Below are 13606 nucleotides of genomic sequence, written 5' to 3'. Positions count from 1 at the left end.
ATATGGAGGGAAAGGCATCTGTACTAGTCCTTCGTTCACTTTCGCTCCGTCAATTTGCCCCATTTTGTCGCAATGCCATTTAAAGCAAATGCTCCCGCCTTTTCTCGTCCCGTAGCGCCAATCTGCGCAGCTTGGTCTGGCTTTCGGATAAGTTGCAACAACCCTTCCGCGAGCGCCCCTGCATTGTTCGCCGGAACAAGCAATGCGTTTTCGCCATCTTTCAGCAATTCCTTTGGTCCAGTCTCGCAGTCAGTTGAGGCTATCGGCAACCCGAATGCCATAGCTTCAATCAACACCAGCCCAAACCCCTCATACCGAGAACTCAGGCAAAAAATCGAGGCCTTCCGATAAGCCTCCGGCGCATCCGTGCAGATCCCCAGCAAGCTGACACTATCCTGCAGACCTAGCTCCTCGATCAGCGCAGTCAGGCCCAGCCGCTCTTCACCTTCTCCGTGGATAACAAGCTTCCAGTCAGGTGCCTCCGCTGAGACGCGCTTCCACGCCCGTATCAACACATCAAAACCCTTGGCATGCACCAACCGGCCCATTGCCAATACTGTCTTGCTGGTCAGCGGAGCCGGCTCTTCAGGGAAGGGAAAGGGCAGGGGGTTAGGGATGGCCACCACATTGCTGCGAGGCCGTAACGCCTCCAGCCAGCGTCGCCGATCCCGGTCCGTCAGCACCACGACATGCTTGCAGTATCGTGCTGCCAACCGCCGCGCAAGCCTTCGAGCGCGCCGGCCAAGATGCTCATCAAAGTGACAATGCTCCCAGGCAATATGCTCAACGCCCAAGGCGACCGTGGCAGGCAGTGTAAACAGCGCAAGCATGGTGTCAACCTGCACCAGAACATCGACCTTCCGATCCCGACAATACCGGCGAATGCCTACCACGGTTGTCAGATAGGCCTTCTTGAATGATGGCCTTTCCAGAAACAAGGTCTCGTGCCGAACAGCAGAATGCAGTGGAAAACAGCTCTTTTTGTCCCACAGGCTGAGAATGCTGACGGTATGCCCGCGGTCGGCCAGCGCATTTGCAATGACGGCCGTCATTCGCTCTGCGCCCGCCATGGCGTTCAACGTACCCGTCAGGAAGCAGACATGGCGACCCTGGCTCATGCTTTCGCCCTATGCGGCGCCGCGGTTCCCTGTGTCTGACGCAGCCAGACCACGATACCGAACGCTATCGCAAGCAGATTGGCCACTGCATACCCAAGAATTGCCCCACGCGCCCCAAGGTGCGGGATGGCGATGCCATCGACAACGATCGTGGTGACAAACACAATGCCCCACTTGAGCGCCACCAACTGCGGGCGGCGCATATAGACCGGCAGCAGCGTCAGGGCCACGTCCGCGAACACGAGCGAGGAGACCATTGCTGCCAGCCGCAGCAGTTCGGCCGCGGAGGCAAACGCCGAGCCGTAGAGTAGTTGGATAATCCAGTGCGCGGATATGGCGATCATGACGCCGCCCGTGATGCCAGCCGCTACCATGCCAACCGCAATGCGCGCGATATTCCTTCGGGCCTGTGTCAAGGTCGGCAGCGCATACACATACATCGGCGCAATTCCTGCGACCAGGATGCTGGCCACTGTCACGAAGTTGTCCAGTATCTGCATGGTGGCGGCGTAGGCGCTGAACTCGGACAACGACACGAAGGGCTTGAGCAATAGCTGGTCAACGCGGCGCGAGCCCATCATCAGCATGAAACTGACCCAGAACAGCGTGCCGTTGCTGAAGAGCTCCTTCGCCAGGAGGGTATCCGCGCTGACGCGCGCTTTGGGTGCGCGGGACAGATAGAACTGCACCAGCAGCAATGCCGCAAGAATGGGTTCGACCGAAATCGCCGCCGCGTAGGCCGTCACACTCTGGTCACCGAGCCAGAACAACACGCCAACCGCTGCCGCCTTGACGCTCAGCGACGAAATATTGATGACGGCATTCGGCCGCGTGCGCGTATGGGACTGCATCCATGCCGTCACGATGCCCGAAGGCTCGCGCAGCAAGACGGCAATGCCGAGTATCAGGGCCGGAATCCAAGTTTCTGGCCCTTGCCGGGTCACGAGCATAAAAGCGCAAATCATCAAATACGCCAACACTCCCGCCCCGAACCGCAACACGAACGCATGCACCACCAGCCGATGCTGCGCCACCGGATCCGTATTTGCCACCAGCCGCGGAATCACTACCTCTCCACCGCAGATCAACGCCACCGAGGCCGCGATATACACCACCGCCTGCGCATACTGAAAATGCGCAAAGCCTTCCGGACCAAGCCCGCGCGCCAGCATGGCAACAATGCCGATGCCGCCGGCGACCTGCAGGCCGCGCTCCATCAGCATCCATGCGAGATTGCTCGCAACTTGCCGTCTCATCAGGCGGGCTCCGGTATGCCGTTGCCTGCCAGGCTGGCGTAACAGCTCACCCATTGCCGCGCGACGGCTTCGAGGCCGAACTTTTCGACGATGCGCTGTCGGCGCGCCATCTGTTCCTCGGACGTGGCAACACCGGATGCCATGGCGACGCCGAGCGCGTCGGCCAAGGCCGGCGCGTTGCCCCGAGGCACGATCTCGCCGGCATCCCCGAGCAATTCCGCTACGCCGGCCGCGTTTGTCGCCACCACTGCACAGCCGCTGGCCAGCGCTTCCCCAATGACGAGCGGCATGCCCTCGATATCGGATGACAACGCGAACACGTCGGCGGCATTCAGCAACGCCGGTACGTCGTGGCGCATGCCGAGCAATGTGACAACGCCCTGTAGACCGAGGCGGTTGATGGTCGTCTCGAGCCGGCTTCGCATCGGACCTTCGCCCGCGATGAACAAACGCAGGCCGGCCGATGGCGTTTCGCAACCTGCTTTGCGTACCAGTCGCTCAAAGGCTTCGATCAGAACGTGGTGCGCCTTCTCTGGCACGAGTCGGCCCACGTTGATGACGACTTTCGTGTCTGCGTCCACGCCCAGCGCGGCGCGCGTGCCCTGACGTCGTGCCGGATCCGCGCGGAAGATGGCGGTGTCGATGCCGTTGGGCACAACGAGGATGCGCTCCGGCGCGACGGCACCGGCCGCAATCAGGGCTTGCCGTCCCGCCTCGCTGACGTGCGTGTTCAGTGCAGCCCAGCGGTCGGTTACGCGATATGCAAGCATGCGTGCCTTCCCGCCTTCGCGGGCGCTGTGCGCGGAGCACAGTACGGGTGGCGCCTCGGTCAGTGCGGCAAGAATTCGGGCTGCAATATTGGCGTGAACCATATGGGCATGGATGACGTCGGGCCGCCAGTGCCGTACAAACCGATGGAGTCGGCATAGCGACATCGCAAACGACAGTGGCGTCTTGCGCGTGCCGAGTTGAAGCACAGTAGCGCCTTCCGGCAATGGCACTTCCTGCTCGGCTGTCAGGCTTACAACCGCCACCGCGTGTCCGTCATGCAGGAATTGCCGTGCAAGGGAGGCAATTTGTTGTTCAGCGCCACCCATTTTGAGGCCAGTGCAAAGCAGTAGTATCCGCATAGGCCGCTGCACGGGCATGCTTGTCGATGCCTGCCGTGTCACCGCGCACCGTACCCGGTCAGGATCGTCTGCATCGTCTTCAGGGCGATCAGCAAGTCCAGCGCGAACGAACAATGCTTGACGTAGTAGAGGTCGTAGCTGAGCTTCGTCACCGTTTCTTCGCGCGTGCCCACATATCCTTGCTGAACCTGCGCCCAGCCCGACAGACCCGGTCGTACCAGATGGCGATACGGGTAGTAAGCGATGGTGCGCTCGAAGTCCTCGACCATCGGGATCTGTTCGGGGCGCGGACCGATGAGGCTCATGTCGCCAATTAGCACATTCCACAACTGGGGGATTTCATCGAGCCGGTACTTGCGGATAAACCGCCCGACGCGCGTCACGCGCGGGTCTCGGCGCGCCGCAAACTGGGCGCCGCCCGAGTTGTCTACGGCCATGCTGCGGAACTTGAACATAGTGAAGGGCTTGCCGAGGAGACCGGCGCGGATTTGCCGGAAAAGCGCCGGCCCTGGCGATTCCAGGCGGATGGCCAGGGCCACCATCAATCCCAGCGGTACTGCCAGCGGGGCAAGGCAGAGCACCGTGCTGATGTCGATCACGCGCTTTAGATACCCATAGAAGTAATGCGCGGCGTAGTCGTCGAGAAAGTTCTCGTCGATGTGCGCAAGGCCAACCCGGCCGGTCAGCATTTCACCGACACGTTCAACCGAATAGATGCGCACATGGCTGAGTTTGAACTGCGCCAGTGCGCGCGTGCGCTCCGGGTCGGCGGCGGTGTTCCGATCGAGCATCAAGCCGTCGCAGTTCACCGCTTCGGCCAACGAGCTGATCGGCTGGAAGCGGGTGCGGCTCGCTGGCGCGGCCCCAGGCATGGCAAGAACCGCTTCGAGTTGTTCCAGTGCGGCAGCATCGGTATAGCCGAAAACCGGCACATAGTTGCGCACGAAATGCCGGTAGCCGAACCAGATCCACGCCAGCGTGGTGAAGTAGGCCAGCAGGAAGGCGCCGCGCGAGTACTCGATATGGAAGCCGGCAAACACGAACAGCAAGGCCGCGAAGGGCAGCGTTGCGGCCAGCCCTGCCAGGCTATTGCCCTCCATGGCGGGCAGGTGTAATGAGCGGTGTAGCAGGACGAAAGCCGCCAGGTAGGGAGCGATCGACCAGAGCAGCGTCCGGTTGAAGACGTAGGTCACGAAGCCGGCGCGCTGTGCCAGTTCTGCCACGGCGATGTTCATGCCGAACAGGAGCAGCCCGAGCAGGGCCCAGGCCAGCATGCGACTGGCTCGGCGGATCGTCTCGGAGCCGGTGGCGCGGGAGGCTGCTGGTCGGCGCAGGCTGTCAGTTTTCTGCATGGCGTCGTTGGCCGGACGCCCGGCAGCGCGGCGCGCTGGCGAGAGTGTCCTGATAGATGGTCCAAGTGGCCTGGATCATGCGAGCTAGGCCAAATTGCTGCTCCCAGCGCTGGCGCGCCAGGCGGCCAAGCGCCGCGCGCCGGGGAGCGTCGGAGGCCAGGGCTTGCAACGCGCGCGCCAAGGTTTGCGGCTCATTGTCTTCCAGCAGGATGCCACAGCGGCCGTCGTCGAGCTGCTCGCGGATGCCGGGCAAATCGCTGGCGATGACAAGCAGGCCTGCCCGCATGGCCTCCAGCACCGACAGTGGAAACGCCTCATGGTCCGATACCAGCACAAAGACCTGCGCGGACGCCAGCAGGCCCGGGACATCATGGATACTGCCCGGCAATTCCACGTGCGCCGCGGTCATGGCTTGCGCCCGGGCCCGGATGGCCGGCAGTTGCGGCCCTTCGCCGGCGATGACCAGTTCACACTGAGCAAGCCCCGCCTGCCCGAACGCTTCCAGCAGGATGTCGGGCCGCTTGGGGCGCGCAAAGCGCGCAACCATGGCGATGCGCCGCAGCGGCGCGCCCGGGCTGGCACGCTCCGCCACGTCTGCCAGCCCATTGCGGATGACGCTCACACGTGAACTGGCGATCGGCAGGGCGCGGGCGAGCTGCCACTCGCCATCGGCCACGCAGATCAGCCGGGTAGCCAGCGGTGCGAGCAGCCATTCCGTCACGCGGGCCGCCAGTCGCTGGCGCCAGGGCGCTGCGGGCTTGAAGGCAAAGCCATGTACGGTATAGATCACGGGAATGCCCAGCATCCGGCCGGCCACGCGCCCAAGTGCGCCGGCCTTGGCGCTATGGGTGTGGAGGATGTCCGGCGCAACCTGGCGCAGTACCGCCTTCAATTCGCGCAGGGCCTGCAGGGCCCGTACCGGGGAAAAGGCGTTATCCAGCATCCGCAGGCGCACGACGGGGATCCCCGCAGCCTGCGCGGTGGTGAACAGGTGACCATCCCCGCCCGCCAGCAAGGTGACGTCGGCTTGCTGGCGCATAGCTTGCATCAGGTCTGCGACATGCGCCTGCGCCCCGCCGATCTCCGAATTCGTGATCAGGTAGGCAATGCGCGGGCGGTGGGCGGATGTGGCTGACAAAGGATTCCGGGCAAACGGGAACGAAATTGCCGTGTCGAAAGGCGGATTGGGCCGGCCTCACGAACAGGCGCGCCGGGGTGCCCATCAGCAAGTGCGATCACGCCGCCGAACGGCACAACGGCGCGCATTCCGGGGCGGCGGCGTGATTATAGCGCCGGCTATCCTCGCGATCCGGCAAAATAACACCTTTGGCGCGACGAGCGTCCCGCAAGTCGGGATGGCACCGGCCAGCAGAATCTGAAAACTGGAACCCGCTATGCAAATCGATCCCAGCATCTTCAAAGCCTATGACATCCGCGGCATCGTTGGTAAGACGCTGACCCGCGACGTGGCCCGCCTGATCGGCCTGTCATTCGGTTCCGCGGCAGCCGAAGCCGGCGAGAAGGCCGTCGTGGTCGGCCGCGATGGCCGTCTCTCGGGGCCCGACCTCATCGGCGGCCTGGTCGAAGGCCTGCGAGCCGCGGGCATGGACGTGATCGACCTCGGCATGGTCGCCACACCGATGGTCTATTTCGGCACGAATATCGAGCTGGATGGTGTAAAGGCCACTTCCGGCATCATGGTCACCGGCAGCCACAACCCGCCTGACTACAACGGCTTCAAGATGGTTCTGGCCGGCAAGGCGATCTTCGGCGAGCAGATCCAGGCGCTGCGCGAGCGCATCGAAGCCGGCAACTTTGGCAGCGGCGCCGGCGGTTACCGCCAGTACGATGTGCGTCAGCAGTACCTTGACCGCATCACCAGCGACGTCAAGCTGGCCCGCCCGATGAAGATCGCCCTCGACGCCGGCAACGGAGTGGCCGGCGCCTTCGTCGGCGACCTGTTCCGCGGCTTGGGGTGCGAGGTGACGGAGTTGTTCTGCGATGTGGATGGCAATTTCCCCAACCACCACCCCGATCCCGCCCACGTCGAAAACCTGCAGGACCTGATGAAGTGCCTACGCGACACCGACTGCGAACTGGGCCTGGCCTTCGACGGCGACGGCGACCGCCTCGGCGTGGTGACCAAGGACGGCCAGGTGATCTTCCCGGACCGCCAACTGATGCTGTTCGCCGAAGAAATCCTCGGCCGCAACCCTGGCGCGCAGGTGATCTACGACGTCAAGTGCACCGGCAAACTGGCCCCCTGGATCCGCCAGCACGGCGGCGAGCCGCTGATGTGGAAGACCGGCCACTCCCTGGTCAAGGCCAAGCTGAAGGAAACCGGCGCCCCGATCGCCGGCGAAATGAGTGGTCACGTCTTCTTCAAAGACCGCTGGTACGGCTTCGACGACGGTCTGTACACCGGCGCACGCCTCCTGGAGATCCTGTCGCGCCATGCCGACCCGAGCGCCGTGCTGAACGCACTGCCTAACGCCAACAACACGCCAGAGCTGCAGCTCAAGTGCGCGGAAGGCGAGCCGTTCACGCTGCTCGACAAGATCAAGGCCAACGCCAAGTTCGATGGCGCGCGTGAGGTCATCACCATCGACGGCGTGCGCGTGGAGTACCCCGACGGCTTCGGCCTGGCACGCCCGTCCAACACCACGCCGGTGGTGGTGATGCGTTTCGAAGCCGACAACGACGCCGCACTGGCCCGCATCCAGGCCGAATTCAAGCGTGTGATCCTGGCCGAAAAGCCTGATGCCAAGCTCCCGTTCTGAGCAGATGCGTGAGGTGATGGCCGCTCCCGCGGCACCGCACGCCGTGACGCAAACGGCGCCGTTTGCGTTGCCGGCCAATCCGCGCATCCTGGTAGTCAAGGTCTCGTCGCTCGGCGATGTGGTCCACAACATGCCGCTGATCCACGACCTGCGTGCGCGCTGGCCCGGGGCGCAGATCGACTGGGTGGTGGAGGAGGGCTATGTCGACCTGGTGCGCCTGCTGCCCGATGTGGCGCGGGTGATCCCGTTTGCGCTGCGGCGCTGGCGCAAGCGCTTCTGGCAACCCGCGATCTGGCATGAGATCGGCGAGGTGCGTGATGCGCTGCGCGCGCAGCGCTATGATGCCGTCGTCGAAAGCCAGGGACTGCTGAAAACCGCCGTCGTCGCACGCGTGGCGGCGCGGGCCGCCAGCGCGCCGATCATCGGTCTTGGCAACCGTACGCAAGGTTCTGGCTACGAGCCAGCCGCGCGCCTGCTGTACACGAATCCCGTCAGCGTTCCGCGCCAGGCGCATTCGGTGCGCCGCTCGCGCCTGCTTGGCGCCGCGTTGACCGGCATGGCACCGGCCGAGCCGCCGCGATTTTTTGGCGAGTCGGCGCGTTCACTGCACGTCGATGACCCGATCTGGGCGCAATTGCCGGCGCGCTATGCGGTGTGCTTCCATGCCACCGCCGGCGCGAAAAAGAAATGGCCAGTGGCCAACTGGCACGCCCTCGGCCAACGGCTGCAAGCCGATGGTCTGGCCATGCTGCTGCCCTGGGGCAACGATGCCGAGCGCCGCGCCGCGCAGGAGATCGCCGCCGGTGTGCCCGGCGCGCAGGTGTTGCCGCGCTTTTCCGTGATGCAGGGCTTCGGGCTGATCAATCGCGCCGAGGTGGTGATCGGCGTGGATACGGGGCTTGTCCATATCGCCGCGGCGCTGTGCCGTCCGACCGTGGAAATCTATACCGCCACCTGGCGTTGGAAGACCGAAGGGTACTGGTCCGAACGGATCGCCAACGTGGGCGATGATGGTGACGTGCCCACGGTCGATGAAGTCTGGCAGGCGGCTTGCCGCGTACGCGGGGCAGGGGCCTGATGCTACGCGTTCTGTACAGCCTGCTATGGCTCGTCATCCTTCCGCTCGCCTTGTTGCGGCTGTTCTGGCGCGGGCGCAAGGAGCCGGGCTATGTCCGCAACATCGGCGAACGCCTTGGCCTTTACGGACAGTTTCCCGCGCAGGGCCCATGGCTGTGGGTCCATGCGGTGTCCGTAGGCGAGACCCGCGCAGCGCAGCCGCTCGTCGAGGCCTTGCTGGCCGCCTATCCGACGCACCGGCTGCTGCTCACGCACATGACGCCGACGGGCCGGCAGACCGGCGCGGAGTTGTTCGGCAAGGAGCCGCGCATCCTTCAGTGCTACCTGCCCTATGACCTGCCGTGGCTCGTGGGCCGGTTCCTGCGGCATTTCCGGCCGGCCGCGGGCATGCTGATGGAAACCGAGGTCTGGCCCAACGTCGTGCATGGCGCGCGCCGTGCGGGCGTGCCGCTGTTCCTCGTCAATGCACGCCTGTCGCCGCGCAGCTTCCGCCGTACGGCCCGCTTCGGGCGCGCCGCGTCGGCCATGTATGCGGACTTTGCCGGCGTGCTGGCCCAGACCAGCGGCGATGCCGAGCGTTTCCAGGCCCTTGGCCTCGAAGCTGTGCAGATCACAGGCAATCTCAAGTTCGATATGCAACCGGCGCCAGCGGGCATCGAGCGCGGCCATCGCTTGCGCCAGGCGTTCGGCGGCCGTGCCGTGCTGGCCGCGGCGAGCACGCGGGAAGGTGAGGAACCGCTTTTGCTGGATGCGCTCTCGCGCTGGGCGCAACTGGGCGGCGACACGCCAAGACCTGCCTTGCTGCTGGTGCCGCGCCATCCGCAACGCTTTGGCGAAGTCGCGGCCATGGCGGAGCGCGCGGGTTTCTCGGTCCAGCGCCGCAGTGCGATGGATATCGACAAGCTGGCCGCTCCGATCACCGCTGACATCGTGCTGGGCGACTCGATGGGCGAGATGGCCATGTACTTTGCCGCTTCAGACCTGGCCTTTGTCGGGGGAAGCCTGCTGCCGCTCGGGGGACAAAACCTGATCGAGTCGTGCGCAGTGGGGACGCCTGTGCTGGTCGGCCCACATACCTTCAACTTTGCCCAGGCGACGGAAGACGCCATCGCGGCCGGTGCCTGCCGGCGCGTGGCGAATGCCGACGAGTTGATGCAGGCCGCGGCCGGGCTGCTAGCTGATCCCCCTGCGCTCGCCGATATGCGCTCGCACGCCCGCACGTTCGCTGGTGTGCACCGCGGGGCGACCGTACGAACGCTGGCAGCGCTGGCCCCAGCGCTCGGTGCCTGAGCCGATCGGGAATTCGCAGCAAGGCCCCAGGCTCTAAGGGGCATTAACCTGGCGCGCCGGTCAGTCGGATGACTGGCTGGCTCGCCTTATCACAGGAGCCAAAATCCATGCAGACATTGACCCGTGATACCTGCCGCCGGATGGCCCGGCGCGGAGCCGCCGCTGCCATACTGGCAAGCGCCCTGGGCGCATGCGCGACGGGGCCGGCGCCCGACTCCACCGGCGCCACCACTGCCCTTAACCAGACTCAATCCTCCGGCCCGAGCCGCTGGGAACTGGTGCGCTGGCAGCAGCCCGACGGCACGCAGCGCGATATCCCGCATGGCGACAACGGCCAGCCCATCATCTTCGAGTTCAGCGCCGGCATCGACGCCGCGCAGGGCACGGTCAGCGGCACAAGCGGCTGCAACCGCTTTACCGGCAGCTACGGCAAGACCGATACCGGCATTCGCTTCGACCGCGTCGCCGGTACGCGCATGGCCTGCCCGCCGCCGCGCATGGAGCTGGAGTCGGCTTTGCTCAAGGCCATGCAGACGCCGTTTCTGACGGTTGGCACGCAGCCGACGGCAGGCGCCTCGGGCCGCCAGATCATCTGGAAAACCTCCGGCGAGGACCTGCTGCAGTTTGTCGAGCGCGAGGGCGTCGGCCAGCGCGGCGCGCGCATCGATGCAGCAGGCAGCGTCGAGAAGACGGTCTATATCGATTCCCAGCGCGTGGAATGCAGCGGCGTGGGCCGCATGACCTGCTACCGCTGGCGCGAGTCGCCGGATGCGCCGTGGCAACTCTGGTATGGGCCGATCGAGGGATTGGATTTCGAGCAGGGCGTGTCGTACAAGCTGCGCGTGCGCGAGTACAAGGTGGCGAACCCGCCGGCGGATGCCCCTTCGATCCGCTGGCAGTTGCTCAGCGTGGAGTCGCGCACGCGCGCGAACTAGGGCCGCGGTCCAAGCAAAACGGGCCGCATTGCGGCCCGTTGCGTTGTCTGCCCCGTGTCCGTCAGGAGCGCGGCGTGCCGCTTGCCAGCGCATCGCGCCGGCCGCTGCGGCGACCCGCCGCTGCCGGTGCGGGCGTTGCCACTGCGCCCACCTGGGCCTTTTGCGGCAACTGGTACATGGCGCCCGGCGCCGAGGTCAGCAGCGTGTTGATCTGGACGACATCGTCTTCCTTCAGCGCGCCTGTGGATGCCTTCAGGCGCAGGCCGTTCATGATCGTGTCATAGCGGGCCTTGGCCAGGTTGGCGCGCGTCTGGAACAGCTGCGCCTCGGCATTCAGCACATCGATGTTGATGCGCACGCCCACCTCGTAACCGAGCTGGTTCGATTCCACGGCGCTCTGGGCCGAACGCTCGGCCGCTTCCAGCGCCTTGACCTGCGCCAGGCCGTTGGACACCCCCGAATAGCTCTGGCGCGCGCCTTGCGCGGCGGTGCGGCGTGCGAACTCCAGGTCGCTGGCGGCCTTGTCGGCCAGTGCCAGCGTTTCCCGCACGCGCGACTGGATCTGGCCGCCCGCGAAGATCGGCATGCTCAGCTGGACGCCGATCTGCGACGCGTTGTAGTGCGTGGAGATCGCTTGCGTGGCGCTGCCGGTCTGGTTGGTGAAGCCGTAAGAAGCCACCAGGTCCACGGATGGCAGGTGCGCGGCGCGCGCCTTGTTGGTTTCGCGCTGCGCGGTTTCCAGGTTGTAGTTGGCCAGTCCCACCTGCAGGTTGCTGGCTTCGGCCTGGGCGGCCCAGGCGTTGGAGTCGGCCGGCACCGGAGCGGGCAGCTCGGCCTCGGGGCGCAGCCCAAGCAACTCGTCCACGGGCTTGCCGGTGATCTGCTGCAGGTTGGCGCGTGCAACTTCGAGCGCGCTTTGCGCCGCGATCTCGGTCGATGTGGCCAGGTCGTAGCGGGCCTGGGCATCGTTGGCGTCGGTGATGGTGGCGGTGCCCACTTCGAAATTGCGCTTGGCCTGCGCGAGCTGCTCGCCGATGGCCTTCTTCTGCGCGCCGGCCAGGTAGAGATTGTCCTGGGCGGTCAGCACGTCGAAATAGGCCTGCGAAGATCGGGTGATAAGGTCGAGCTGCGCCTGCTGGAACGTGACTTCACCCGCCATCGCGGCCAGCTCGCCCTGCTTGTAGGTTTCCCAGCGGTCCCAGCGGAACAGCGGCTGGCTCAGCTGCAAGGCCCAGCTGTTGTTGTCGAAGAAGCGTACGCCCGAGGCGCTTGGCAGGCCCGGTGCCAGGGACGCGGTCTGGTCCAGCCGGGTACGGTTGGCGCCGGCCGTGCCGGTGACCAGCGGCAGCAGGCCGGCCCGGCCCTGCGGCAGCTTCTCGCGCGTGGCCAGCAACTGCGCCCGCGCGCTGGCGAACTGGGCGTCATTGGACTGGGCGTCGCGGTAGACCTGCAGCAGGTCGGCGGCCGAGGCCGCCGGCATTTGCAGCAGCGCATACAAGGACAGCGCTACAGCCAGCCGCATCCTGCCGGTCGCGGCGAAAGGCGCAAACGTCATCACATCTCCAGGTTGCCGGCACAGGCGCGGCCAACGGTCGTTTTTTTCTTCGGGTTTGACTTCGCGGGCCGGCCTCTCAGTACTTCGGCATGGCCGGGTCCACTTCGCTCGCCCAGGCATCGACGCCGCCTGTGAGGTTGTAGACCTTGGCATAGCCCTGCCGTTCGAGATACGCGGCGACCTGCATGCTGCGCATGCCGTGGTGGCAGATGCAGACGATGTCCGCGTCCTCGTCGAGTTCGGCGGCGCGCGCCGGAATGTCGCGCATGGGGATGTGGGTGATGCCGGGCATGGCGCAGGTCTGCACCTCCCACGGCTCGCGCACATCGAGCAGGACCGGCTTGGCGCGGCTGGCATCAGCCAGCCACTGGGCCAGTTCGGTAGCTTGGATAACCTGCATGGCGCCTGCTTCCTCAGAAACGGAATTGCGACGGCTGGGCCGCGCCGATCAGCGGCTTGACCGCGGTCTCGAACAGGTTGACCACCTGGTACTCGGTTTCCGACAGGCGCGTGACCAGGCGGGCTTCCATGACCGGCAGCGCGCCGACGAACGCGGCGATGCGGCCGCCGATCTTGACCTGCGACAGGATCGACGCAGGAATGGCCGGCAGCGACCCGGAAATGCAGATCACGTCGTACGGCGCCGCGGCGGTCCAGCCATCGGCGGCATTGCCTTCGGCCACGTCGGCATTGGTAACGCCGGCATCGGCCAGGTTCTGGCGGGCCAGCGCCGCGAGTTCCGGCAGGATATCCACGGTCAGCACGTGGCGGGCGCGATTGGCCAGCAGCGCGGCCATGTAGCCGGAGCCGGCGCCGATTTCCAGGACGTTCTCATGCTTGCGCACGGCCAGTTCCTGCAGGATGCGGGCTTCCACGCGCGGGGGCAGCATGTTCTGGCCGCCCGGCAGCGGAATCTCCATGTCGACAAAGGCCAGGCCCTTGTAGGCCGCGGGAACGAATTCTTCGCGCTTGACCACTGCCAGCAGGTCAAGGATTTCCTGGTCCAGCACATCCCACGGGCGGATTTGCTGTTCGATCATGTTGAAGCGGGCTTTTTCGAGATCCATCTTGCCATTCCTTACCAATGCCAACCGCTATATGGGTGCTTGTGTC

The 13606-nt window shown here is 65.3% G+C and carries 12 protein-coding genes; 4 read left to right on the top strand and 8 right to left on the bottom strand.

Annotation, left to right across the window (positions count from 1 at the left end; translation table 11 throughout):
* Positions 1–35 precede the first annotated feature (35 nt).
* From AC3FKG_RS01110 to AC3FKG_RS01090, 5 genes are read right to left on the bottom strand one after another with little or no spacing between them, the layout of a single operon-like run.
* Positions 36–1118: a glycosyltransferase family 4 protein gene (locus AC3FKG_RS01110; protein ID WP_488742206.1), complete on the bottom strand. Its 1083-nt coding sequence runs from the start codon at positions 1116–1118 to the stop codon at positions 36–38.
* Positions 1115–2374, bottom strand: coding sequence for a lipopolysaccharide biosynthesis protein (locus AC3FKG_RS01105; RefSeq protein WP_488742205.1), 1260 nt, complete (start codon positions 2372–2374; stop codon positions 1115–1117). Before AC3FKG_RS01105 ends, AC3FKG_RS01110 begins: the two co-directional genes overlap by 4 nt.
* Positions 2374–3504, bottom strand: coding sequence for a glycosyltransferase (locus tag AC3FKG_RS01100; protein WP_488742204.1), 1131 nt, complete (start codon positions 3502–3504; stop codon positions 2374–2376). Before AC3FKG_RS01100 ends, AC3FKG_RS01105 begins: the two co-directional genes overlap by 1 nt.
* 38 nt (positions 3505–3542) lie before the next feature.
* Positions 3543–4856 (bottom strand): sugar transferase, encoded by a 1314-nt coding sequence (locus AC3FKG_RS01095; RefSeq protein ID WP_488742203.1) that lies wholly within the window; start codon positions 4854–4856, stop codon positions 3543–3545.
* The gene (locus AC3FKG_RS01090; RefSeq protein WP_488742202.1) at positions 4843–5994 is read right to left on the bottom strand and encodes a glycosyltransferase family 4 protein; all 1152 of its coding nucleotides are present in this window, start codon (positions 5992–5994) and stop codon (positions 4843–4845) included. Before AC3FKG_RS01090 ends, AC3FKG_RS01095 begins: the two co-directional genes overlap by 14 nt.
* A 256-nt stretch (positions 5995–6250) precedes the next feature.
* On the opposite strand from AC3FKG_RS01090, the gene AC3FKG_RS01085 reads away from it, so the two are divergent.
* The 4 genes from AC3FKG_RS01085 (at position 6251) to AC3FKG_RS01070 (ending at position 10938) form a co-directional block, all read left to right on the top strand.
* Positions 6251–7636, top strand: a complete 1386-nt coding sequence (locus tag AC3FKG_RS01085; protein ID WP_488742201.1) for a phosphomannomutase/phosphoglucomutase — start codon at positions 6251–6253, stop codon at positions 7634–7636.
* The gene (waaC, locus tag AC3FKG_RS01080) at positions 7617–8714 is read left to right on the top strand and encodes a lipopolysaccharide heptosyltransferase I (protein WP_488742200.1); all 1098 of its coding nucleotides are present in this window, start codon (positions 7617–7619) and stop codon (positions 8712–8714) included. Before AC3FKG_RS01085 ends, waaC begins: the two co-directional genes overlap by 20 nt.
* On the top strand, positions 8714–10003 hold the full coding sequence (waaA, locus tag AC3FKG_RS01075; RefSeq protein ID WP_488742199.1) for a lipid IV(A) 3-deoxy-D-manno-octulosonic acid transferase: 1290 nt from the start codon (positions 8714–8716) through the stop codon (positions 10001–10003). The genes waaC and waaA overlap by 1 nt, the downstream gene beginning before the upstream one ends.
* Positions 10004–10110: 107 nt before the next feature.
* Positions 10111–10938: a DUF4377 domain-containing protein gene (locus AC3FKG_RS01070; protein ID WP_488742198.1), complete on the top strand. Its 828-nt coding sequence runs from the start codon at positions 10111–10113 to the stop codon at positions 10936–10938.
* A gap of 61 nt (positions 10939–10999) precedes the next feature.
* On the opposite strand, the gene AC3FKG_RS01065 is transcribed toward AC3FKG_RS01070, so the two are convergent.
* From AC3FKG_RS01065 to AC3FKG_RS01055, 3 genes are all read right to left on the bottom strand, one after another.
* Positions 11000–12493, bottom strand: coding sequence for a TolC family outer membrane protein (locus AC3FKG_RS01065; RefSeq protein ID WP_483708945.1), 1494 nt, complete (start codon positions 12491–12493; stop codon positions 11000–11002).
* Positions 12494–12569: 76 nt separating this feature from the next.
* On the bottom strand, positions 12570–12893 hold the full coding sequence (locus AC3FKG_RS01060) for a rhodanese-like domain-containing protein (protein WP_483731420.1): 324 nt from the start codon (positions 12891–12893) through the stop codon (positions 12570–12572).
* Positions 12894–12906: 13 nt separating this feature from the next.
* Positions 12907–13560: a protein-L-isoaspartate O-methyltransferase family protein gene (locus tag AC3FKG_RS01055; protein ID WP_483708943.1), complete on the bottom strand. Its 654-nt coding sequence runs from the start codon at positions 13558–13560 to the stop codon at positions 12907–12909.
* Positions 13561–13606 lie beyond the last annotated feature (46 nt).

It is taken from the genome of Cupriavidus sp. 22TCCZM04-2, assembly GCF_057798895.1.
Note: the sequence above shows the minus strand (reverse complement) of the source record. Positions and strands in the feature narration are given on the sequence as shown.